Here is a 23,486-nt window from a genome sequence, read left to right as displayed (position 1 = left end):
CCTGCGGTGTTTCCTTTCAGCACAGGGCGGGACTCTCCCGCCCTGTTGTACTGTTCAGAGCTCGGGTATGCTGGCTCAATGCTGCAACGCACCATAGGCTCTGAACCCCTCTTCGGACACGACGACGATGAAGATCATCATTCTCGGCGCCGGCCAGGTTGGCGGCACCCTGGCGGAGCACCTGGCCCGCGAGGAGAACGACATCACGGTGGTGGACACCGACGGTGAGCGCCTGCGCGAGCTGCATACCCGGCTCGACATCCGCACCGTCTCCGGGGCGGCCTCCTACCCCATGGTGCTACGCCAGGCCGGCTGCGAAGACGCCGACATGCTGATCGCGGTGACCAACTCCGACGAGGTCAACATGATCGCCTGTCAGGTCGCCCATACCCTGTTTCGTACCCCGACCAAGATTGCCCGAGTGCGCGCCACCGCCTACCTGGCGCGCAAGGGACTGTTCGCCCACGAGGCGGTGCCCATCGACGTACTGATCAGCCCCGAGCAGGTGGTCACCGACCATATTCGCCGGCTGATCGAGCACCCCGGCGCCCTGCAGGTGCTGGAATTCGCCGGTGGACTGGTCCAGCTGGTGGCGGTCAAGGCCTTCTACGGCGGTCCGCTGGTCGGCCAGGAGCTCGGCTTCCTGCGCCGTCACATGCCCAGCGTCGACACCCGGGTGGCCGCCATCTACCGGCGCAACCGTCCGATCATTCCGCGTGGCGACACGGTGATCGAGGCCGACGACGAGGTCTTCTTCATCGCCGCCCGGCGCGATATCCGCGCGGTGATGAGCGAGCTGAGGCGACTGGATCGCGACTTCCGCCGGGTGGTGATCGCCGGCGGCGGCAACATCGGCGAGCGCCTGGCCGAGCACCTCGAGCACAGCCACCAGGTCAAGATGATCGAGCACAGCCTCGAGCGCTGCACCCAGCTCTCCGAACGCCTCGACCGCACCGTGGTACTGCACGGCAGCGCGACCAGCAAACGCCTGCTGGAAGAGGAGAACATCGAGGACTGCGACATCTTCTGCGCGCTGACCAACGACGACGAGGTCAACATCATGTCGTCGATGCTGGCCAAGCGCATGGGTGCCAAGAAGGTGCTCACCCTGATCAACAACGCCGCCTACGTGGATCTGGTCCAGGGCGGCGAGATCGACATCGCCATCTCGCCCCAGCAGGCCACCATCGGCAGCCTGCTGACCCATGTGCGCCGCGGTGACATCGTCAACGTCCACTCGCTGCGCCGCGGCGCCGCCGAGGCCATCGAGGCCATCGCCCACGGCGACAGTCAGTCCTCCCGGGTGGTCGGTCGTGCCATCGGCGACATCGACCTGCCCGGTGGCTCCACCATTGGCGCGGTGGTGCGCGGCAAGGAAGTGCTGATCGCCCACGACGACGTAGTAGTGGAGAGCGGTGACCACGTCATCCTGTTCGTGGTCGACAAGCGCAAGATCCGTGACGTCGAACGCCTGTTCCAGGTCGGATTGACCTTTTTCTGATGGGCGCGCCCCTCGCCCCTGCCGCCATACCAAGGAGAGCCGCCGCATGAGTCCGATGCCGACCGGGCTTGAGACGACGACCCGTCCCGACATGTCCCCCGCCTGTTGCTGTCAGCCAGGAGGCAGGACGCCATGAGCCTGAGGATGATCCTGCGCATTCTCGGGCTGCTGCTGATGATGTTCAGCCTGACCATGGTGCCGCCCATCGCCATCTCGCTGTTGTTCGGCGACGGCACCTGGGACGCCTTTCTGATCGCCATCGCCATCACCGTGCTGACCGGCGCGCTGATGTTCCTGCCCAATCGTCGTGCCCGGCGGGAATTGCGCACCCGCGACGGCTTTTTGATCGCCGCCATGTTCTGGACGGTGCTGGGGCTGTTCGGTTCGCTGCCGCTGATGCTCACCGGCAGCACCGCACTGTCGTTCACCGACGCGGTGTTCGAATCGTTCTCGGGGCTGACCACCACCGGTGCCACGGTGATCACCGGCATCGACTTCCTGCCCGAGGCGATCCTCTACTACCGTCAGCAGCTGCAGTGGCTCGGTGGCATGGGCATCGTGGTGCTGGCGGTGGCGATCCTGCCGACCCTGGGGGTCGGCGGCATGGCGCTGTACCGTACCGAGATACCAGGGCCGCTCAAGGATTCCAAGCTGACCCCGCGGATCACCGAGACCGCCAAGGCACTGTGGTACATCTACGCCACCCTGACGGTGGTGTGCATGCTGGCCTACATGGCCGCCGGGATGGACTGGTTCGACGCCCTGGGCCACAGCTTTTCCACCGTGGCCATCGGCGGTTTCTCGACCCACGACGCCAGCATCGGCTACTTCGACAGCGCGGTGATCGAGGCCATCTGTATCGTCTTCATGCTGATCTCCGCGCTCAGTTTCAGCCTGCACTTCCTGGCCTGGCGCGAACGCCGTATCGGCCACTACTGGGAAGACTCCGAGGCGCGCTTTCTGTTGCTGTACCTGACGGGGCTGGCCAGCATCACCGTGGTGGTGCTGTGGCTGACCGGTACCGAAGAGACCACCGTGGGACTTCGCCACGGCATCTTTGAGGTGGTCTCGGTAGCCACCACCGCCGGCTTTTCGGTGGCCGACTTCTCCGCCTGGCCCGGCGCCCTGCCGCTTTTGCTGTTCATCGCCGCCTTCGTCGGCGCCAGCTCCGGCTCCACCGGCGGCGGCATGAAGGTCATCCGCATCATCCTGATCATCAAGCAGGGCATGCGCGAGATCATGCGCCTGATCCACCCCAATGCGGTGATCGCGGTCAAGATCGGCAAGGTCAGCGTACCCGACGGCATCGCCCAGGCGGTGTGGGGCTTCTTCTCGGCCTATGTGCTGCTGTTCTTCCTGATGCTGGTGGGGGTGATGGCCACCGGGGTCGACCAGGTCACCGCCTGGTCCACCGTGGGCTCGGCGCTCAACAATCTGGGGCCGGCGCTGGGCGAGGCCAGTCTGCACTACGGTGACATGCCGACCATGGCCAAGTGGATCCTGGTGATGGCGATGCTGATGGGGCGCCTGGAGATCTTTACCGTTCTGGTGTTGTTTACCCCGGCCTTCTGGCGCAAGTAACTCGCAGGACGGCGGCATCAGCGCCGGCTGCTAAAGCCCCGTGGCTGCACCCGCCACCGCCTCTCGCATCACCGAAAGCGCCCGCTGTGCCCGGGCCGACAGTGGCCACTCGGCGCGCTGGATCAGGTAGAGGGTATCGCTGACCTCGGGGGCGCCCTCGACCACACGGATGGCGTGCTGGTCCTCGAAGGCCTCCCGGGCAAAGCGTGGCAACACGCTGAAGCCCAGCCCCTGGGCCACCGGCGCCAGGATCAGGCCAATCTGATTGGTAAAGCCGCTGCGCGGCCAGCGGGCGTAGCCCGGTGAGCCCGGAAAACGCCGACTGAGCAGACGGGTGGCCAGGGCCTTGCCATCCGGATGGTCGATAAAGCCCAGCGCCATCAGCTCATCGAACGTCTCGACACGGGTGTCGGCCGGTACCACCAGTTCCAGCGCCTCGGTGGCAAACTCGCTGACCGTCAGACTGGCGTCGTCGGGACGCTCGCCCACCAGCCCCATCTCCACCTTGCCGTCGATGACGGCCTCGACGATCTCCCGCGTCGGACCGAAGCGATGGCGAATCGCCAGCCCCGGCGCGCGCTTCTGCAACGCCAGCAGACGCGGGTAGATCGCAAGCCCGATACTCCCTGGTGTCATCAGGCTGATCTCGCCATGATCGTCCAGATCACCGGCCAGGCGCTGGGTAAGGCGCTGATCGACCCGTTCACGTTCGTTCAGATAGTCCAGCAGGGCGTGGCCTGCCGGGGTCAGCTCGAGCCGCCGAGGCCGGCGAATGAACAACAGTCCCAGCTCGGCCTCCAGGCGCTGGATATGCTGGCTGACCGCCGCCTGGGTCAGATCAAGGCGCTCGGCGGCGCGGGTAAAGTTGCCCTGCTCCACCAACGCCTGAAACGAGCGTAGCCAGAGCGGATTTGCCATAAGCATCTATTATCATCACCATAACGTCGCGTCGATTTTCATTATAGCGATCCCGGCCCAGACTGTGCTCATCATTCCTGCATCAAGAGGTGACACTCCATGAGCCAGCAAGACGCCTTGGCAAACGCCAACCACGACGCTCCCGCCAACTCTTCAAACAGTTATCCCCGCAGCTTCTCCCATATCGGCATCTCGGTGCCGGATGTGGAGGCCGCGGTGGCGTTCTACACCCAGGTGCTGGGCTGGTACCAGATCATGGCGCCGACCACCATCGAGGAAGACGACTCCGCCATCGGCGAGATGTGCACCGACGTCTTCGGTCCTGGCTGGGGCAGTTTCCGTATCGCCCACCTGTCCACCGGTGACCGGGTCGGCGTGGAGCTGTTCGAGTTCGCCAACCACGAGGACCCGGAGAACAACTTCGAGTACTGGAAGACCGGCGTGTTCCACTTCTGCGTCCAGGATCCCGACGTCGAGGGCCTGGCCGAGCGCATCGTCGCCGCCGGCGGCAAGAAGCGCATGCCCAAGGTGCGCGAGTACTATCCCGGCGAGAAGCCCTACCGGATGATCTACATGGAAGATCCGTTCGGCAACATCCTCGAGATCTACTCGCACAGCTACGAACTGACCTATTCCGCTGGCGCCTATCAGGACTGAACGCCGGACAATGTCAGCTCGAGGGCAGGCCAGGGTTTGGCCTGCCCTCCTCGTTCATGGATAATCGATCCTTCACATTCTCAAGGCCCCGAGCCCCATGAGCGAGATCGACGACATTGCGCTGGCCGAGCGGCCCGAGACCCGAGGCGGCCCCCGACGTGACCTCCGCGTCGGCGACACCACCTTTACCCTGCTGGGCACCGCCCACGTCAGCGCCGAGAGCGCCGACGAGGTGCGCGACCTGATCGATTCCGGCGACTTCGACGCCGTCGCCATCGAGCTGTGCGACGCCCGCCACAGCAACCTGGCCAATCCCGACGCCCTGGGTGACCAGGACCTGTTCCAGATCTTTCGTCAGGGCAAGGCCGGCATGGTCGCCGCCAACCTGGCCCTCGGCGCCTTCCAGCAGCGCATCGCCGAGCAGTCCGGCATCGAGCCCGGTGCCGAGATGCGCGCCGCCCTGGAGGCCAGTCAGCGCCACGAGCTTCCGTTGCTGCTGATCGACCGGGACGTGGGCCTGACGCTCAAGCGGATCTACCAGAACGTGCCCTGGTGGCAGCGCTTCAGCCTGCTGTCGGGCCTGCTCGGCAGCGTGCTGTCGCGCCAGGAAGTCTCCGCCGAGGAGGTCGAGCGGCTCAAGCAGGGCGACGTGCTGGAATCCACCTTCAGCGAATTCGCCGCCGAGTCTCAGTCGCTGTTCACCCCCTTGATCAGCGAGCGCGATCGCTACATGGTGATGCGCCTGGCCCAGCAGTGCCCACCTGGCAAGTTCAAGCGGGTGCTGGTGGTGATCGGCGCCGGCCACCTCAAGGGCATGGCCGAGCATCTGGAAGGCCCGCCTGCCGAGGACCCGGCCGAGGAAATCGCCGCGCTGGAGGCCACCCGGCCGCCGTCGAAGGTGTGGAAGATGCTGCCCTGGCTGATCACTGCCCTGGTACTGACCGGCTTCGCCATCGGCTTTTCGCGCAACACCGAGCTCGGCTGGCAGCTGGTGGCGGAATGGTTCGTGATCAACGGCGTGCTGTCAGGGGGCGCCACCCTGTTGGCCCTGGCCCACCCGGTCACGGTGATCGCCACGGTGTTCGCCGCCCCGTTGACCTCGCTCAATCCGACCATCGGGGCGGGCTTCGTCGCCGCCGGGGTGGAACTGGCCATGCGCAAGCCCAAGGTGCGCGACTTCTCCACCCTGCGTCACGACGTTACCCAGGTGAAGGGCTGGTGGAAGAACCGTGTCTCGCGCACCCTGCTGGTGTTTCTGACGGCGACCCTGGGCTCCGCCGCCGGCACCTGGATCGCCGGTTTTCGTATCGCCGACAGTCTGTTCGGCTAGCCCGGCCGCCTCGTTCGGCACCCACGCGCCGCCGCCCCCTCGGGCGGCGGTGTCGTTTCGCCGCCCCCTACCATCAACGCGAACCCGCTCCGGGTCCGCGCCAGCCCGCCATCGAAACCGGCTCCGAAGCCCGCTTAGACTATGCTCAAAGGAACAGCCTGCTGAACGGAGTCGGCCCCATGACCCGCAGCACCATCGAGGCGCTTCGCCAAGGCGCGAGACGGCGACTCCCACGGCTGGTCTTCGACTATATCGAAGGAGGCTCCGGCGCCGAGCAGGCGCTGGCCGCCAACCTCCAGGCCATGTCACGAGTGGCGCTGGCACCGCGCCTGGCCGACGTCAGCCGGCGCACCCTCGGTACTCGCATTCTGGGCGAAGATATCGCGCTGCCGCTGGTGCTCTCGCCGGTGGCCCTGGGCGGCCTGGCCTGGGCCGACGGGGAACGCCTGGCCGCACGCGCCGCTGCGCGAGCCGGGGTCCCCTACACCGCCGCCACCCTGTCCAACGCCCCCCTTGCGCATATCGCCAGGGGCTGCCCGCGCCCACCCTGGTTTCAGTTGTTCGTGTTCAAGGATCGTGCCCTCAGCGAGCGACTGATGGACGATGCCCTGAGTCTCGGCTGCCGTGTACTGGTGCTGACCATCGATATGCCGCTGCTGGCCGATCACCACCGGGGACTCGGCCACGACGTCAGGCCCGATCCGGCCACCGCCCTCAAGCTCGCCTGGGGGCTGGGCCGTCACCCCGGCTGGTGGTGGCGCCACCTGCGCAGCCGTCGTTTCGCCCTGGGCAATCTGGACGGACCGCTCTCGGCCCCGGACGGCATCGCCTCACTCGCCAGTTGGCTCGACGACCAGCTCGATCCCTCACTGGGGTGGAGTGATCTGGGCTGGGTCCGCGCCCGCTGGCCAGGCGCGCTGGTCGTCAAGGGTGTACTGGACGCAGACTCGGCGCGCCAGGCCGCCGAGCAGGGGGCCGACGCCGTGGTGGTGTCGAATCACGGGGGGCGCCAACTGGACGCCGCCAGGGCCACCATCGCGGCGCTTCCCGAGGTGGCGGCGGCGGTGGGCGAGCGTCTCGAGGTGCATCTGGATGGAGGGATTCGCAGCGGCCTGGACATCCTTCGGGCGCTGGCCCTGGGCGCCGACGCCGTGCATATCGGCCGCCCCTATCTGTATGGACTGGCCGACGCGGGCGAAGCCGGCGTCGAGCGCTGCCTGGCGATCCTGCGCCGAGAGCTGGATCAGGGCCTCGCCATGTGCGGCTGTTCGAGTATCAGGGAAGTGGATGCACGCGCGCTGGCAGCGAACGCCAACCACGTCGATCGTTAGCCGGGCGGCGGCGCTGCGCCACAGTCGTTGCCTTCCGCCAGGCGCCAACGGTAATTGTCACGTTGTATTGCGCGGGAAATCGCCTCTTTGGCGACGTGATTGCCGACCTGATCCCCGGCGTGATCCCCGGGGCTCTTTTCCTTGACCATCGTCTCGGCAGAGCGTCCAGCGGGCGCCTCGGCATCGAACGCCAACATGGGCAGGTTCACCGTGATCGGCTGGCGCAGCGTATCCGGGACCATCTCCATCACCTCGATCCACAGCGTCCGGTAGCCGTCGCGCTCGATCTTCCAGCACTGAGGACGGAGCCCGCTTGCTGCCATCAACAACTGCCCACCGATATGCGAATGTCCCGGAATGGCGAACCGCCCGTTGCTGTCGGTCACGTCGGCGGCCTCGGCAAAGGCCTCGGCCGAGACCCTGGCCCCCGCCAGTGGGGCTCCGGTACGGGCGTCGATGACCTGCCCCTGCAGTGGCTGGCGCGCCCAGCGCTCACTGATCACCGGCACGCAGCCAGAAACCAGCGACATCAGTACCAGCAACAGTGCCAGCACCGCCATCAATGAGATGCTTCGCCGACCACCCGTCGCCAGCCTCATGGGTCTTCGCCTGTGCAGAATAGTCTGCAATGACTCTACGCCATCCCTGGCCCATCGTTTCAACGCTGGGCGGGCCGGTGGTGATGCAACAGTTCCAGACCGTCAGGCCAGCGAACGTCCGACCACCCGCAGGCGACTGTACTCTTCCAGTGCCGATAACTCGGTCATGCTGCAGATCCAGTCATGCACAAGGCGTCCACGATGGTAGGCCTCCCAGACCTCGCGGCTCGCCCCTTCCCAGGGCTGCGCCATGGCCTGGCGATACACCCTGAGCACGCCGGGCGGCAACCGCTTCACCCACAGCGTCAGCCGCGGCGAGGCGCCATGGCCCTCGTCCAGCAGTCGCACGAAGGCCGCTTCCGGCAGGCGCAACGCCGGCAGGGCGGCATCGAGCAGTCCACATAAGGTGCGGTAACCCTCGAGCTCCAGCCGTTCCAGCTCCGGATCCCGATATTCGACCCGGGTGGCCAGGCTGTCGAAGGCCTCGAGCAGAGCGCGACAGCCGACCTCCGCGCTCAGCAGCCTCAACTGAGGCTGTCCCTCCCGAATGTTCTCCAGGTGGGCCACGAAGGCATCGGCGGCGTGATTGACCAGGGTGCGCCCCAGCGCCAGTCGCAGGTAGTGAAAGAAGCGCCCCAGTTCCTCGACGTTGTCCCGCTCATAGCGGCGCAGCGCCCAGTCCAGCATGCCACCGAGGCTCCAGCGGCGTACTACTCCGTGGCGCGAGAAGCGCCGCTCCTCCAGACTCGCCCAGGGCTCTCCCTGGCGGGCCAGCCCCTCCATGTAGGCCTGCTTGAGCGATGCCACCAGGGATGTCGGGTCGATCAACCCCCGCTCCACCACCGCCTCCAGGCGTGACAGGGTCCGTGCAATGACCTCGGCGGCATCCACTACATAGCTGGCCGGATGGCGATGATCCTGGCCCAGCCCCAGGACACCACGCATGGCCGTCTCCTGGTCGTTCTCGGCACGATAGCAGTAGCCCTGGCGGCCACGGCCATCGTCGCCCACTTCGCGCCACACCGCCTGCTCCCCCAGCAGCACCGCGCCCTGGACATGGGTCAGCGAGATCCCCTCCTGCTTGCTGATGGTGCGGAGCGCCTGGGCCTGGGCGTCGAACCGACACAGCTCGTTGAGCAGGGCCGCGCCCTGGATATCGTCCTTGGCCAGCGGTAGCTGGCGGCCTCCCAGGGCCGACATATGGCTGTCGAACCAACCGCAGAGCGCAAGTTCTCCGGCCTGACCAAAGGGAGGTCGACCGATATCACGCAGCAGGCTGCCCACCTCGACCAGACAGATGAAGGCGTCTTCCAGACCATCGAGGCCACAGTCACCCGCCCGCTTGCCCAGCTTGCGATAGACCATCTGCACGATCCGGCGCCCCATCTGCTGTCGCTCCAGCGAGGCCGACAGCAGGCGCCTCTGGCTTGCGTGGGCCAGCACCGCGCCCTGCTGGGGCAGCAGCTGCAATCGACGCAGGCTGGCACTGTGGACGACCCGGGTACGGTCCTTTTCCAAGCGACGCTCCAGCGTCGCCACGGAAAATGCGGCATCACCATCCACCGCCAGCGATGGACAGCGATCTCCCGGGAGAGGTCGGCAGGGGTGAAAACGCCTACGAAAATCCATAACGCTCCTCGTGCGCCAAGCCGCACAGATTGACGAAACTGTGTCAAAAGAAGAGCGTCTCCCAGAAAAAGCCCGGGCGAACTAGGATATTCGCGACACCACAAGCCAGCGGTCGTGGATAGGGAATGTAGTTTTATACCGACAGGTCCGAAAAAATCCGCTCAATACGGCATAGTTATGCGTATACCGACACCGATCCTGGCGTTGTCGTCGCCTCGATGCCTGACCACGCCCTCTCACCCTCGCCGTGCGGCCAACCTGCGCATGGCCGGGCTTGGCGTCTCGATCTTGTGGTAGCGCCGACTGGAGGCGTAGCTGTCGTTGAAGACGTCGAAGTAATCGTCGAGCACCGAAGCGGCGTCTTCCTCGCCGCTCTGACGCAATAGCTCGGCGGCCACCTCGGCGGTGCACAGATGCGCCTGGGAAGCGGGCTTGCGCAACCGATAACGCGTCAGTCGATCGGTTCTCAACGGCAGTACCGGCAGGCGTTCCAGGTAGGGGCTCTTGCGAAAGATCCGCCGCGCCTGACGCCAGGTGCCGTCGAGCAGGATCAGCACCGGGATGCGCTCCCGGGGGACTCGCCGGACCGCCTCCACCTCGACCACGCGGTCGGCGTAGTCGGGCTGGTCATCGGGGAATACCACGAAGGGGGCGTAGCGCTCGTCGGCCAGGAGCGCCAGCAGCTGTTCATCGGGCGTGGTGCGATACCAGGTGAAGACACGGGTGGGCGCCAGCACGTCGGCGATCAGACGGCCGGTGTTGGTCGGCTTGTGGTGCTCCAGCGGATGGGTGATCAGCCACACCTGGACCCGAGAGTCGGCCTTGGCCTGATAGGGGCACAGGCAGTTGAGTTCGGGCAGATTGCAGCCAGCGCAACGGGTGACGAAACTGCCGCGCGCCTTGAACTCTCGCCGCGGGGGACGCGGATGACCGGTGGCTGGGTCCCGGTCGAGGCTCGGGCTCTCGCCGAGGTGCGGATCCCCGACAGCGCTCGGCTCACCCGGATGGCGATCGGCGGACGCCTCCTCGGTAGCTGAAGCTTCCTGAGTCGAGCCGGAATCTTCGGAGCGGGCGTCTTGCTGGGAGGGGGCGGAATCGGCGAAACGAGAGTCACACATGGGCGGGATGCAGGCTGCGGCAAAGGGCGCCCAATCTACCACGCCCCATTGCCTGCGTCAGGCAAGCCACGCGAAAGACCGCTCTATCTACCACCCGCTCGATGGCGCTAGACAACCCAATCAACGGCTCTATAGACAACCCGTTCGACCGCTCTCTAGAAAACCCGATCGACGGCGCCATCATCGCCCGGGCCTAGGCGCTGTCCGAAAAGTCGACGAGCGAAGGTTAGACAAGGCAAAAATCGGTGAGAAAGCGCAGTTTACGGGGTGTAAATGAGCATCTTGATCCGATTTTTAACGCCGTATTACCGAGCGCAGGCACTTTTCAGACAAGCCCTAGCCCAATTGCGGCATGAACAGTCGACCTTCACGCTGCCAGTGACGGGTCAGGGCGGGCACGCCCTCGCCTGCCGGCATCACCAGCCGGGCAACGCCAGCAGGCACCCTGAGCGATTCGTCGGGGTCCACCAGCACGCAGTCGGCATCGAAGGGCAGTTCGTTGATCAGGGCCGCCGCCGGCATCACCGCCAGCGAAGTGCCGACCACCAGCAACAGGTCCGCCTCGGCGACGATCTCGCAGGCGTCCTGATAGGCCGGCACCGCCTCGCCAAACCAGACCACGTCCGGGCGCAGTTGGCTGCCACGGTCACAGACGTCGCCCATGGCGATATTGCGACGCCCCAGCGGATAGCGCATGCGCTCGTCCACCGAGGAGCGCGCCATCATGATCTCGCCATGCAGGTGCAGCACCCGACGGGAGCCCGCTCGCTCGTGCAGATCGTCGATGTTCTGGGTGACGATGCTGACCTCGAAGCCACGCGCCTCGAGGTTAGCCAACGCCCGGTGGGCGGCGTTGGGACGCGCGCCACGTACCTGGTCCCGACGGGCGTCATAGAAGCTCAGCACGCGCTGCGGGTCTCGTGCCCAGCCCTCGGGGGTGGCGACGTCCTCGATGGGATGATCCGCCCAAAGGCCATCGGCGGCACGGAAGGTCTGGATTCCGCTCTCGGCGCTGATGCCGGCGCCGGTCAGCACCACCAGATGGGGGGCCTTGGACATGAACTCGCTCCACAGCTTTGAGAGTCTGAATCAGCGCCGCCACGGACTCAGTAGGTCAGGCCCCCGGGGTCCGAGGCGAAGCGCTGCTTGTTGCGATAAGGGTAGACGTCGATCACCTGACCGTCGGTGATCGCCGCCTGCAGGCTCTTCCAGTAGTCGGCATCGAAAAGCTCCGGATGCAGTTCGAAGAACAGCTTGCGCAACTGCACATTGGCGAACAGGAAGGGCCCGAATTCCTCGGGGAAAATATCATTGGGCCCCACCGAGTACCAGGGTTCGTCGGCCAGCTCCTGCTCGGGATACAGGGGCTCCGGGATATGCCGGAAGTTGCACTCGGTGAGATAGCTCACCTCGTCGTAGTCGTAGAAGATCACCCGCCCGTGGCGGGTCACCCCGAAGTTCTTCAGCAGCATGTCGCCGGGGAAGATGTTGGCCGCCGCCATCTGCTTGATGGCGTTGCCGTAGTCCTTGAGCACCGCACGGGTCTCGGTCTCGTCGCACTGTTCCAGATACAGATTCAGCGGGGTCATCATGCGCTCGGTGTAGCAGTGCTTGATGATGACCTTGTCGTCCTTCAGGTAGACATTGCTCGGCGCCACTTCCAGCAGATGCTCCAGGCATTCGGGATCGAAGTGGTCCTTGCGCGACACCAGGTAGGAAAACTCCTGGGTATCGGCCATCCGGCCGACCCGGTCATGGCGCTTGACCAGGCCGTACTTCTCGCGCACGTTGTCGCGACTCATCGCCTTGGACGGGTCGAAGCGGTCCTTGATGATCTTGAACACGGTGCGGTGTGAGGGCAGCACGAACACCGCCATCACCATGCCGCGTACCCCGGGGGCGATGATGAACTTGTCCTCGCGCCGCGCGATCTGCTGGTTCAGGGCGCGGAAGAACTCGGTCTTGCCGTGCTTGAAGAAGCCGATGGCAGCGTAGAGTTCGCTGATCGGCTTGTCCGGCATCAGCATGTGCAGGTAGGCCACGAACTCACGGGGCACGGTGGCATCGACCTGGAAGTAGACCCGGGTGAAGGAGAAGATGATCGACACCTCGTCGGGCTCGATCAGCACCGTATCCAGGTGCAGCCCCTTGCCCTCCTCGTGGAGCACCGGCAGCACCAGCGGCACCTGCTCGCCATCGCGGTGAATGCGGCCGACCAGGTAGGCGCCCTTGTTGCGGTAGAAGACGCTCTTCAGCAGTTCGATTTCGGTGTCCGTGCCGTCCGCCAGCCCTTGCGGCAGGTGCTCGACCAGAAAGTCACGCGCCAGATGCCCGCAGTGGCCCAGGTCGATGAACTCCATGCCCAGTTCGGCCCCCTCCAGCGCCTCGGCGATGGCCCTTGACCAGTCCCCCTCCACCGCGATGTGTCGGCACAGCTCGATGCCCGAGTGGTGTGACGCGGCGTCCCTGGAGGAGTTGACGAACATCCAGTCATCGCGGATGTGGCGGTGATGAAAGATCGAGCAGAACAGCGAATTGAAGTAGGTCTCGGCCAGCTCGTAATCGAGTCGCTGACCGATCAGCTCGACATAGTGCCCCTTGGCCTCACGCCAGCACTCGCAGTGGGTCAGGATGTCCTCGTCAAAGGTGCGCTGCAGGCGCCCCAGGGTCTCGTCGACCTTCTCCTGATAGAGGTTGATCCGCTCCGCCGAGGCCTGCTGGGCCTCGCGCCAGGCGGCGTCGCGAAAGCGTCGATTGGCGTCCAAGGTGATCTGCTTGAAGCGCGAGCGGTACTCGTCGAATCCATGCAGGATAGTGGCGGCGATGCGATAGGCAGGGGACAGTTTCATCACGGGGCTCCCGACGGGCGTCAGCTCAGAATGACCGCCGCCGCCACCTTCGGCGAGACGACCAATGTCGACTGTCATGTTGCCGTGCAACATGGCAGCCGCCAAGCCGTCTGTCCAACCCGGCACACTACGCCATCGATCACCTCCCCCACCGCCGCCAAAGACCTATTTGCGCCAGAACATCGGGGTCAACAGTACCAGCACGGTCAGGATTTCCAGGCGGCCCATCAGCATGCCCACACACAACAGCCACTTGGCGGCGTCGGGCAGGGTGGAAAAGTTGCCGGCTGGGCCGATGATATCGCCAAGTCCTGGCCCGACGTTGGCCACCGCCGTGGCCGCCCCGGTCAGTGCCGTGACCAGATCGAGGCCCAGCATGGCGAGGGCCAGGGCGAGGCCGGCGATGGTCAGAAAGAAGAAGAAGGAGAAGGCCACCACGCCCCGGCTGATCTCATCGGACAGCGGCGCACCGTTGTAGCGAGAGACGAAGACCCCATGGGTGTGGATCAAGAAGCGCAGCTGGCTCAGCAGCATCTTGATCGCCACCTGGAAGCGAAAGATCTTCATGCCTCCGCTGGTCGAACCACTGCAGCCACCGACAAAGGTCAGATAGAAGAACGCCATGGCGGCGAACGGGCCCCACTGGCTGTAGTCGTCGCTGGCGTAGCCGGTGGTGGTCACCACCGAGACCACGTTGAAGGCGGTGTGAGTCAGGGCATCGAACATCGCCTCGCCTCGCCATACCCGATAGAGGCTGAGGATCAGCGTCACCACCACCAGCAGCCACACCAGCCCACGGACCTGCTCGTCGCGCCACAAGGCCAGCGGCGAGCCGCGCAGAAAGCGGATGTAGAGCACGAAGGGCAAGGCGCCAAGCAGCATGAACAAGGTGCCCATCCACAACAAATGCGGCTGGTCGGCGTAGGCCCCGAAGGAGGCGTCAGAGTTGGCGAAGCCGCCGGTGGATACCGAGCTCATGGCGTGTACCACCGCGTCCACCGGTGCCATGCCGCCGATACCGTAGGCCAGAATCGCCACCAGGGTACCCAGGGCGTAGATGCCGAGCGTGGCCTTGGCGATGCCGCCGGTGCGCGGCATTACCTTGTCCGACCAGTCCGAGGATTCGGTCTGAAAAAGGCGCATGCCGCCGACCTTGAGAAACGGCAGGATGGCGATGCCCATGACGATGATGCCGATGCCGCCGAGCCACTGCATCAAACCCCGCCACAGCTTGAGACCATCGGACAGCTGGTCGATATCGGTGAGGATGGTGGAGCCGGTGGTGGTGATCGCCGAGACCGACTCGAACACCGCATTGGTCAGCGACAGATGGGGCGCGCCAAGCACCAGCGGCAGGCTGGCGAAACCGCTGATACTGACCCAGCTCAGGGTGGTCAGCACGAACATCTGCTGGGTCTTGAGCGCCACCGGTATCCGCCAGGTCAGCCACCAGCACATCAGCACCGTGGCCAGCACCACCAGCAGGGAACGAGCGAAGGCCGGCGCGTCGGCGTCGCCTTCCCATACCAGCACCCCCCAGGGCAGCAGCATGAACAGCGCCAGCACCAGCCAAAGTACCGACAGTACCTTGAGGACCGGTGCCCAGTCCCTGCACCAGCGCAGCATCCCTATCCCTCGGGTCATAGCCTGCTCTCTCACCGATTGTCGGCGCTCATCATAGACCAAAGCCGTAGCCAGAGATGCCCCTCGACTCACGGAGTCGTCGCAATCCGGATGACAGATCGCCGCAACATGGCGACAATAGCGCGCCTCGAGCCCGCATTCACGCCATAGGTATCGCCGCGATGTCCCTGCCCTTGCCCATTCTCTACCAGGACGACGATCTGGTGGCGGTGCACAAGCCGTCAGGGCTGCTGGTGCATCGCAGCGCGCTGGCCCGTGGCGAGCGCGAATTCCTGCTGCAGCGCCTGCGCGACCAGTTGGGCCAGCGGGTCTACCCGGTGCATCGGCTCGACCGGCCTACCTCGGGGGTCATGGTGTTCGCGCTGTCCTCGGACATGGCCCGGCGGCTGGCCGAGGCCTTCACCGAGCGCCAGGTGACCAAGCGTTACCTGGCGGTGGTGCGCGGCATCGGCCCCGAGACCGAGCGCATCGACCGGGCACTGCGCGAGGAAGACGGTAGCCGGCCCAAGGCCGAGATGCCGGCGATGCCCGCGATCACCGAGGTGCGCCGACTCGACAGCGTGGAGCTGCCGGTACGTATCGACCGCTACCCCCAGGTTCGCTACTCGCTGATGGAAGCCCGCCCGCTGACCGGCCGGCGCCACCAGATACGCCGTCATCTGTCCGGCATCGGCTACCCGATCATCGGCGACGCCAAGCACGGCAAGGGCAATCACAACCGCTTCTTTCGCGACAGCCTGGACTGCGATCGGCTGCTGCTGGCGGCGACCTCGCTCGAGTTCGAGCACCCTCGCCATCGCACCCCGATGGCGCTGTGCTGCCCGCTGGACGCCTGCATGACGCGGCTGTTCGACCGTTTCGGCTGGCGCGCCCACCTGCCCCGGCCAGTCAGCACCACCAACGCCAACGTGACCGCAACGACCCAGCGAGATTCCTGATGAGCACTGACCCCAGCGACAACGACTATGACCTGCGCTTTGGTGGTATTCGCCGTCTCTACGGCACCACCGCCAGCGCCCGTCTGGCGCAAGCCCACGTGGTGGTGGTCGGGGTCGGCGGTGTCGGCAGCTGGGCGGTGGAGGCGCTCGCCAGAAGCGGCGTCGGCAAGCTGACCCTGATCGACCTCGACGACGTCTGCGTATCCAACGTCAATCGTCAGCTTCACGCCCTCGACGGCACCATCGGGCGGCCCAAGGTGGAAGTGCTGGCCGAGCGCTGCCGGGCCATCCACCCCGGCATCGAGGTCGTCGCCGATGTCGCCTTCGCCACCCCGACCAATCTCGCCGAACGCATTCCCGAGGACGCCGATCATCTGATCGACGCCATCGACAGCGTGGTGGCCAAGGCCGCACTGATCGCCTGGTGCAAGCGCCGCAAGCTGCCGCTGACAGTCACCGGTGCCGCCGGCGGCCAGACCGACCCCACCCGGATCAAGGTGGCCGACCTGACCCGCACGGAGCATGACCCCCTGCTTGCCAAGGTGCGCTCGCGCCTGCGCCGCGACCACGGCTTTTCGCGCAACCCCAAGCGCCGCTTCAGCGTCGAGTGCGTCTACTCCGACGAGCAGCTGGTCTACCCCGGCCAGGACGGTGAGGTCTGCCACACCAAGCCTGGTGCCGGCGAGTCCACGCGCCTGGACTGCGAGAGCGGCTTCGGCGCCGCCACCTTTGTCACCGGCAGCTTCGGCTTTGTCGCCGCCTCGCGGGCGCTGGCCAGACTGACCCGGGTAAAATGAGCCAGACAAGGAAACGACCATGACAACCCCGCAATCCCCCCTTCCGGTGCCCGGCATCTATCGCCACTACAAGGGCCCGCTCTACGAGGTGACCGGCGTCGCCCACCACAGCGAGAGCGAAGAGGCCCTGGTGGTGTACCGCGCGCTCTACGGCGACTACGGCCTGTGGGTGCGCCCGCTTGAGATGTTCTGCGAGAGCGTCGACGTCGAAGGTGTCACCACTCCACGCTTTGCCCTCGAGAAGGCGTTCTAGGGCTTGTCTGAAAACTGCCTGCGCTCGGTAATACGGCGTTAAAAATCGGCTGGTGCGCCAGCCCGGTCAAAATGCTCATTTACACCCCGTAAACTGCGCTTTCTCACCGATTTTTGCCTTGTCTAACCATCGCTCGTCGACTTTTCCGACAGCGCCTAGCAGGCCCTGACGGCGCCCGGATCCATGTCGTCGGTCCGACGCTGCCAGTTCGATAACGCTGGTCCAACAGCGCCAGCCCGGCGAGGCGAGTCCATACGCCCTGGCCAGCGCGCAGGCAACGGAACACGCAGACGCAAAAAGGGGAAGCCGCTGGCCTCCCCTTTTTGCTTGCCTGGGCGCTGTCGATGCAATGCGCCAGCGCTAAATCACTCTTCGCCGCCGGCCTTTTGCATTTGCGTCTGCAGATACGCCTGCAAGCCGACCTTGTCCATCAGACCCAGCTCAGTCTCGATGATGTCGATGTGCTCTTCCTCGTCGTCGAGGATCTTCTGGAACAGGTCACGGCTGACGTAGTCCCGCACCTGCTCGCAGTAGGTGATGGCTTCGATCAGGTCGTCACGCCCGGTATGCTCCGCGGCCAGGTCGGCCTCGAGCATCTCGCGGGTGTCCTCGCCGATATGCAGCTTGCCGAGGTCCTGCAGGTTGGGGATGCCTTCGAGAAAGAGGATGCGCTCGATCAGAATGTCGGCGTGCTTCATCTCTTCGATGGACTCGTCGTACTCCCACTTGGCCAGCCGGGCCAGGCCCCAGTCCTTGTACATCTTGGCGTGCAGGAAGTACTGATTGATGGCCACCAACTCGTTGCCCAGCACCTTGTTGAGATGCTCGATGACCTTGGGATCGCCTTTCATGGAAAACTCCTCAGTGCTTGCCGGACTTGTGCTTGCCGGTCATGTGCTTGCCGGTGATTGCCGACCGGCCGTGGCCAGTCGTCGTTGATCGAACCGTCTTGCATCGGACGCCGCAGAGGCGACGTCTCTCCTTGGCCTCGCCCGCCTTCACAGGGCAACAGACGCGGGGCTACAGACACACTGGCACGACAAGCAATGCCCTACCAGCTCCCGTCAAGAAGCAGTATAGGGCATCCATGAAAAAACTCAATAAAATCAGAATCTTGAAAACCGCAACTACAACGATATCGATTGCTAATTCAAAAGACTACCGCAAAGGAAGTAGCGCAAGAGCGTACCGACGACCAAGGCTATACCGCATAGGCCAGCGCTTCGACTTCCAGACTCGACGCTTCCTGGATGGCGTCGCGGGTGATCTGCTTGCCCACACAGGCGCATTTGCCGCACTGGGTGCCACAACCGGTCTCACGCTGAACCTGACGCCAGCTACGCGCGCCGTCATCGACGCTCTGACGAATCTGTCGGTCACTGACCCCTTTGCACAGGCATACGTACATCGCCATCTCTCCTGAATCACTATAGGCAATGTAAATGATTCCCATAGCGACACGCAACCTTTTCAAGAGTAATTCGTATTTACTTTAGCTAAAGATTTGAATTTACATGACTCAGCTCAAGCGCTGCCCCTGCCGACAGGCAATCGACAGCATCCAGAAAACCAGGAAGGAAACAGCGGGGAGCGACTCGTGCAGGCTGGATGGGGAGGGCCGAGCAGCATCTCAGGGGACGGTGGCTGGGCGCTGCAGAGGGTAAAGGGTCGATGGCAGACGCCCGAGCCGGGCTAAGGCGTAAGCTGCCCTGTTCAGGAGTCTCGCGTAAGCGCTCGTTGCAGGGCTATCGCTTCGCCGCCTTCGGCAGCACTACCACCTGAGTGCCAGACGCCAGATCCGCCCAGCTGCGCCGTTCCGCGTCGAACAGCACCCACCAGTGGCCCAGCCCCAGCGGCACGAAGGAAAACGCTCCCACGGCGAAGCGCAGCATGGTCTGACGCAGGCTGATGGGCCCGCCGTCGAGGGTCTGGACGCGCAGGCGCCAGGCCTGCATCCCCAGGGTCATGCCCCCGCGGCGCCAGAAGAAGGCAAAAAAGGCAAAGGCCGCGACCACCAGCAGCAGTCGCAGGCTGAGCACCTGCCAAACGCCTGCCCCCACCTCTTCCGGGGCCAGGCCCAGCAGCTTGCGCACCACCAGCACGTGCAGGGTGGTAATCGCGATCCAGATGGCCAGCAACAGAAAACTGTCGTAGAACATGGCGCCCAGACGTCGGCCCAACCCCGCGGGCCAGACATCATCGAGATGGGGAAAGCGTCGTGTCATTGGGTTTGCTCAGCAGGTGAAGTCTCGGCAAGGCGCACACTAACGTTGGGGCCGGGTCGATCGAGAGTGCCCAAGCCGGCGCCAGGCATGCCGCCCTTCATCCCGACCGCCTCAATAGATGAAGTCCCAGCAAGGCGCACACGAGTGTGGGGGCCGGGGCGATCGAGAGTGCCCAAGCCGGCGCCAGGCATGCCGCCCTTCACCCCGACCGCCTCAATAGGTGAAGTCCCAGCAAGGCGCACACGAGTGTGGGGGCCAGCACCGCCCAAGCCGGCGAAAAGCCGAATACCGTGGAGGCCGGTGCCAGCAGATCCTGGAGGTACTTGAACACCAGTCCGGTGATGACCCCGTAGAATACCCTCGTCCCGGCGGCCACGGTGCGCAGCGGACCGAACACGAAGGACGCCGCTACCAATACCAGCGAGGCCATGGTCAGGGGCATCAGCATCTTCTGCCAGAAGTACAGAAGCGGCTGGGTGGCCTCCAGGCCCTGCTCATCCAGATAGTCGGCGTAGGCCCACAGCTCGCTCGGTGCCTGGGTCTCGACGTCGCGCAGCAGACGCGACAGCTGAGTCGGCGACAGGCTGGTGTCCCAGCGCAGGCTAGCCACCTTATCGACCTCGGTGCGGTCACCGGTAAAGCGGGTCGTCTCGACCTGCTGCAACTCCCAGAAGTCGCCCTGCCACACCGCACGCCTGGCAGTGGTGACCGACTCCAGCCGGTGGCCGTCGAATTCGTAGCGGGTCAGATCCAGCACGGTGTCGTCGGCGCGAATCGCACCAAAGCGATAGAAGTCGTCGCCCTCGCGCTGCCAGCCACCGCGTTCGGTGACCACCGCGCCCTCGCCCTGCATCTGCTGCACCTTCCAGGCGTGGGCGAACTGCTCGGTTCTGGGGCTGACGAACTCAGCCACCGTCAGCACGATCACCACCACCAGGATGATCGGCTTCATCACCCCCCAGACGATGCGCGCCAGCGACCGTCCCGCCGCCCGCATCACCGTCAGCTCGTTGTTGGAAGCCATGCTGCCGAGTCCGATCAGGGCGCCGATCAGCACCCCTACCGGGGCATACTGATAAAAGCGCCAGGGCAGGCGCATGCACAGAAACAGGAAGACCTCGAAGGCACCGTAGCCGCCTTCGATGTCTCCGAGGTCATCGATATAGGTGATGATCAGGTCCAGGCCCAGCAGCACCACCTGCACCACCAGGATGGCACCGAGGACGTTGCGGGCGATGTAGCCGTCCAGGCGATCGAGAATCATCCGCTCATTCCCTTGCGTTGGGCATTGAAGGCCAGTCCCAGGCCGAGGATCAGGAAGCCCGCGTGGATCGGCCACATGCCGATGACGGCAGGCAGGCTGCCGCTGCCGATGGCGTCCATGGCCGCCAGCAGCAGACTCAGGTAAGCCACGTACAGAAAGATCGCCGGCAGCAGCTTGGCAAAGCGGCCCTGGCGTGGATTGACCCGGGACAGCGGCTGGGCCAGCAGGGTCAGCACGAATACCATCAAGGGGGCGCCGAGTCGCCACTGCAACTGGGCCCTGGCCTCGGGCGAAGCGTCATTCAGCAGGGTCGTGGTGGTGGCAAACTCCGCCGAGTCGGTCTCGACCGCCTCCACCGCCCGCGCCAGACGCACGGCATAGGTACCGAACTCGAGCCGCTCGGCGTCGGCGCGACCGGCCTCTGCGCTATAGCGTTCACCGTCTTCCAGCACCAGATAGCGACTGCCAGTGTCCGGATCCACCGACTGGTAGCCCTGGGTCGCCCGGGTCACCACGCTCTCGGGGGAGCCGTCATTGCGCTTCTGGCGTTCGCTGATGAACACCTCCTGCATGCGCTCGCCGTCCTCGGACACGTCGCTGGCGTAGGCAATACGCCCACTGCCGAACTCCTGAAAACGCCCTGGCGCCAGCGCCGAGAAGTCGAGCTTGCTGCGCTGTTCTTCCAGTACCAGTTCGTTGTGCAGGGCACCGGCGGGGGTCAGCCACAGGCTGAATATCCCGACCAGCAGCGCCACCAGGGCGGCGGGCACCAGGCTGACCGTCAGCAAGCGGTTGGGGCTGGTGCCGCAGGCCACCAGCACGGTGATCTCGCTGTTGAGGTAGAGCTGGCCGTAGGCCAGCAGAATTCCGAGAAAGAACGCCAGCGGCAGGATCAGCTCGAGAAAGCCCGGCATGTGATAGAGCATCAGCGAACCGAGGATGTTCGCCGGGATCTCGCCTTCGGCGGCGTTGGCAAAATAGCGGATAAACCGACTGCCCATGATCACCAGCAGCAGCACCCCGGCCACCGCCGACATGGTCAGCAGAATCTCGCGGGTGAGGTAACGGAATATGATCAATGCGCGCTCCTGCTCTCGGTCGTCCTCACCGGTCGTCCCTGATCCAGTATAGGTCCCTGATCGATGTCTCTACCCGATCGGTCGCTGCGGCCACGGTGATCATGCAAACCCCGGGGGCCTTGGGTACACTGGATGGACTCGGCATCGTGCCGGCATTATCCAGAATCCCCCCACACTTGTCTTGTGGAGTCAGCATGGAATTCCCTGTAAAGACGGCCAACCCGGTCAAGATCGAGACCGCCTGCCTGGTCATCCCGGTGTTCAAGGACGGTGAACTTACTCCTGCCGCCGCCAAGCTCGACGACGCCAGCGAGCGTCTGATCGGACAGTTGATCGAGCGTGGCGATTTCAACGCCAAGCTCGGCAACGTCCAGCTGGTGCCCTTTGCGCCTGGGCTGTGCGCCGACCGCCTGCTGCTGGTCGGCTTCGGCGAGCGCGACAAGTGCAACGAAGGTGCCTTCTGCAAGGCCGTGGACGCCGCCTTCGCGAGCCTCGGTCAGCTGACCGTGGACGAAGTCTCGGTAGCCCTCACCGACGTGCCCGTCGAGGATCGCGACGCCGGCTGGAAGGCCCACAAGATCGCCGAGAGCGCGCTTCGCGCCAGCTACCGCTTCACCGACTTCAAGAAGGAGAGTGGCCCGGCTCCCAGCCTCAAGACGGTGTCGATCCTGCTCAGTGAGGGCGAAGACCAGAACGCGGCCAGCGAAGGCGCCCGCCAGGGTGCCGCCGTGGGCCAGGGCATCAACCTGGCCCGCCAGCTCGGCAACCTGCCGGGCAACGTCTGCACGCCGCGCTACCTCGCCAGCGAGGCCGAGCGCCTGGCCAGCGAATCCGATGGCGCCCTGACCACCGAGATTCTCGACGAGGCAGCCCTCGAGGAGCTCGGCGCGCACTCGCTGTTGTCGGTCGGCCATGGCAGCGACGAGCCGTCGCGGCTGATCGTGATGCGCTATCAGGGCGCGGACGACGAAAACGAGTCGCCCCACGTACTCGTCGGCAAGGGCATCACCTTCGACACCGGCGGCATCTCGCTCAAGCCCGGTGCCGGCATGGACGAGATGAAGTTCGACATGTGCGGCGCCGCCAGCGTGTTCGGCGCGGTTGCCTCGATCCTGGCGATCAAGCCGAAGATCAACCTGGTCGCCATCGTCGCCGCCGCCGAGAACATGCCCAGCGGTCGCGCGACCAAGCCTGGCGACATCATCAAGACGCTGAAGGGGCTGTCGGTGGAAGTGCTCAACACCGACGCCGAGGGCCGCCTGGTGCTGTGTGACGCCCTGACCTACGCCGAGCGCTTCGAGCCGGCCAGCGTCGTCGACATCGCCACCCTCACCGGAGCCGCCATCATTGCGCTTGGCCACCACGCCACCGGCCTGATGTCCAACGACGACGACCTGGCGCTGGACCTTCTCGACGCCGGCGAAACCGCCTGGGATCGCGCCTGGCATCTGCCGCTGTGGGACGAGTACCAGGAACAGCTGGACTCCAACTTCGCCGACCTGGCCAACATCGGCGGGCGCCCGGCGGGCACCATCACCGCCGGCTGTTTCCTGTCGCGCTTCGCCACCGACTTCCCCTGGGCGCACCTGGACGTGGCCGGCACCGCCTGGAACAGCGGCAGCGCCAAGGGTGCCACAGGCCGCCCGGTGGGCCTGCTGACCCGCTACCTGCTCGACCGCGAGGCAGAGGTGGTCAACACCGACCAGGACTGACCCGGCAAGTCCGCCGTCCACACGGGTGCCGACAGACGTCGGCACCCGCCCCGGCGGGCTT

General features: G+C 65.1%; 21 protein-coding genes. 9 read left to right on the top strand and 12 right to left on the bottom strand.

Annotation, left to right across the window (positions count from 1 at the left end; all coding sequences use genetic code 11):
* Positions 1-127: 127 nt before the first annotated feature.
* Both trkA and C9F12_RS07955 read left to right on the top strand, forming a co-directional pair.
* Positions 128-1,501: a Trk system potassium transporter TrkA gene (trkA, locus tag C9F12_RS07960; RefSeq protein WP_045995220.1), complete on the top strand. Its 1,374-nt coding sequence runs from the start codon at positions 128-130 to the stop codon at positions 1,499-1,501.
* A gap of 132 nt (positions 1,502-1,633) precedes the next feature.
* Complete coding sequence (locus tag C9F12_RS07955) at positions 1,634-3,082, top strand: TrkH family potassium uptake protein (protein WP_108448511.1); 1,449 nt, start codon at positions 1,634-1,636, stop codon at positions 3,080-3,082.
* Between the two features lie 30 nt (positions 3,083-3,112).
* Here C9F12_RS07955 and C9F12_RS07950 read toward each other — a convergent pair whose 3' ends face one another.
* On the bottom strand, positions 3,113-4,000 hold the full coding sequence (locus C9F12_RS07950; RefSeq protein WP_108448549.1) for a LysR family transcriptional regulator: 888 nt from the start codon (positions 3,998-4,000) through the stop codon (positions 3,113-3,115).
* A gap of 99 nt (positions 4,001-4,099) precedes the next feature.
* Here C9F12_RS07950 and C9F12_RS07945 point away from each other — a divergent pair, with 99 nt between their 5' ends.
* The 3 genes from C9F12_RS07945 to C9F12_RS07935 all read left to right on the top strand — a co-directional run bounded on the left by C9F12_RS07945 (position 4,100) and on the right by C9F12_RS07935 (position 7,318).
* Positions 4,100-4,657 carry a lactoylglutathione lyase family protein gene (locus C9F12_RS07945; protein ID WP_108448510.1) on the top strand — a complete coding sequence of 186 codons (558 nt, stop codon included), beginning with the start codon at positions 4,100-4,102 and terminating at the stop codon, positions 4,655-4,657.
* A 97-nt stretch (positions 4,658-4,754) separates the two neighbouring features.
* Positions 4,755-5,987 (top strand): TraB/GumN family protein, encoded by a 1,233-nt coding sequence (locus tag C9F12_RS07940; protein WP_045995236.1) that lies wholly within the window; start codon positions 4,755-4,757, stop codon positions 5,985-5,987.
* Positions 5,988-6,166: 179 nt separating this feature from the next.
* The gene (locus C9F12_RS07935) at positions 6,167-7,318 is read left to right on the top strand and encodes an alpha-hydroxy acid oxidase (protein WP_108448509.1); all 1,152 of its coding nucleotides are present in this window, start codon (positions 6,167-6,169) and stop codon (positions 7,316-7,318) included.
* Here the strand turns inward: C9F12_RS07935 and C9F12_RS07930 are convergent.
* From C9F12_RS07930 to C9F12_RS07905, 6 genes are all read right to left on the bottom strand, one after another.
* Positions 7,315-7,917, bottom strand: coding sequence for a carboxypeptidase-like regulatory domain-containing protein (locus tag C9F12_RS07930; protein ID WP_108448508.1), 603 nt, complete (start codon positions 7,915-7,917; stop codon positions 7,315-7,317). The genes C9F12_RS07935 and C9F12_RS07930 overlap by 4 nt on opposite strands.
* Before the next feature lie 102 nt (positions 7,918-8,019).
* Positions 8,020-9,546, bottom strand: a complete 1,527-nt coding sequence (locus tag C9F12_RS07925) for a hypothetical protein (RefSeq protein ID WP_162816413.1) — start codon at positions 9,544-9,546, stop codon at positions 8,020-8,022.
* A 236-nt stretch (positions 9,547-9,782) separates the two neighbouring features.
* Entirely contained in the window at positions 9,783-10,664 is an 882-nt protein-coding gene (locus C9F12_RS07920; protein WP_108448506.1) for a tRNA-uridine aminocarboxypropyltransferase, read from the bottom strand.
* Between the two features lie 336 nt (positions 10,665-11,000).
* Positions 11,001-11,723: an NAD-dependent deacylase gene (locus C9F12_RS07915; protein WP_045993075.1), complete on the bottom strand. Its 723-nt coding sequence runs from the start codon at positions 11,721-11,723 to the stop codon at positions 11,001-11,003.
* 47 nt (positions 11,724-11,770) lie between these two features.
* On the bottom strand, positions 11,771-13,513 hold the full coding sequence (gene aceK / locus C9F12_RS07910) for a bifunctional isocitrate dehydrogenase kinase/phosphatase (protein WP_108131228.1): 1,743 nt from the start codon (positions 13,511-13,513) through the stop codon (positions 11,771-11,773).
* Between the two features lie 165 nt (positions 13,514-13,678).
* Complete coding sequence (locus C9F12_RS07905; RefSeq protein ID WP_045993073.1) at positions 13,679-15,157, bottom strand: TrkH family potassium uptake protein; 1,479 nt, start codon at positions 15,155-15,157, stop codon at positions 13,679-13,681.
* A gap of 161 nt (positions 15,158-15,318) precedes the next feature.
* Here C9F12_RS07905 and C9F12_RS07900 point away from each other — a divergent pair, with 161 nt between their 5' ends.
* From C9F12_RS07900 to C9F12_RS07890, 3 genes are read left to right on the top strand one after another with little or no spacing between them, the layout of a single operon-like run.
* On the top strand, positions 15,319-16,095 hold the full coding sequence (locus C9F12_RS07900) for a pseudouridine synthase (RefSeq protein WP_045993072.1): 777 nt from the start codon (positions 15,319-15,321) through the stop codon (positions 16,093-16,095).
* Positions 16,095-16,892 carry a tRNA cyclic N6-threonylcarbamoyladenosine(37) synthase TcdA gene (gene tcdA, locus C9F12_RS07895; protein ID WP_045993071.1) on the top strand — a complete coding sequence of 266 codons (798 nt, stop codon included), beginning with the start codon at positions 16,095-16,097 and terminating at the stop codon, positions 16,890-16,892. Before C9F12_RS07900 ends, tcdA begins: the two co-directional genes overlap by 1 nt.
* A gap of 19 nt (positions 16,893-16,911) precedes the next feature.
* Positions 16,912-17,145 carry a DUF1653 domain-containing protein gene (locus C9F12_RS07890; RefSeq protein ID WP_045993070.1) on the top strand — a complete coding sequence of 78 codons (234 nt, stop codon included), beginning with the start codon at positions 16,912-16,914 and terminating at the stop codon, positions 17,143-17,145.
* Positions 17,146-17,510: 365 nt separating this feature from the next.
* Here the strand turns inward: C9F12_RS07890 and bfr are convergent, their stop codons facing one another.
* The 5 genes from bfr to lptF form a co-directional block, all read right to left on the bottom strand.
* Entirely contained in the window at positions 17,511-17,996 is a 486-nt protein-coding gene (gene bfr, locus C9F12_RS07885; protein WP_045994716.1) for a bacterioferritin, read from the bottom strand.
* Positions 17,997-18,346: 350 nt separating this feature from the next.
* Complete coding sequence (locus C9F12_RS07880; protein WP_045994717.1) at positions 18,347-18,553, bottom strand: (2Fe-2S)-binding protein; 207 nt, start codon at positions 18,551-18,553, stop codon at positions 18,347-18,349.
* A 337-nt stretch (positions 18,554-18,890) separates the two neighbouring features.
* Positions 18,891-19,370 (bottom strand): RDD family protein, encoded by a 480-nt coding sequence (locus tag C9F12_RS07875; RefSeq protein WP_045994718.1) that lies wholly within the window; start codon positions 19,368-19,370, stop codon positions 18,891-18,893.
* A 199-nt stretch (positions 19,371-19,569) separates the two neighbouring features.
* A complete protein-coding gene (gene lptG / locus C9F12_RS07870) occupies positions 19,570-20,634 on the bottom strand; it encodes an LPS export ABC transporter permease LptG (RefSeq protein WP_108448505.1) in 1,065 nt (354 codons plus the stop codon).
* Positions 20,631-21,713, bottom strand: coding sequence for an LPS export ABC transporter permease LptF (lptF, locus tag C9F12_RS07865; protein WP_083970631.1), 1,083 nt, complete (start codon positions 21,711-21,713; stop codon positions 20,631-20,633). Before lptF ends, lptG begins: the two co-directional genes overlap by 4 nt.
* A gap of 194 nt (positions 21,714-21,907) precedes the next feature.
* On the opposite strand from lptF, the gene C9F12_RS07860 reads away from it, so the two are divergent.
* Positions 21,908-23,425 (top strand): leucyl aminopeptidase, encoded by a 1,518-nt coding sequence (locus C9F12_RS07860; protein WP_108448504.1) that lies wholly within the window; start codon positions 21,908-21,910, stop codon positions 23,423-23,425.
* Positions 23,426-23,486 lie beyond the last annotated feature (61 nt).

This window comes from Halomonas sp. BN3-1 (assembly GCF_003056325.1).
GTDB classification, from domain to species: Bacteria; Pseudomonadota; Gammaproteobacteria; order Pseudomonadales; family Halomonadaceae; genus Halomonas; species Halomonas litopenaei.
This window is presented reverse-complemented; position numbering and strand designations above follow the sequence as displayed.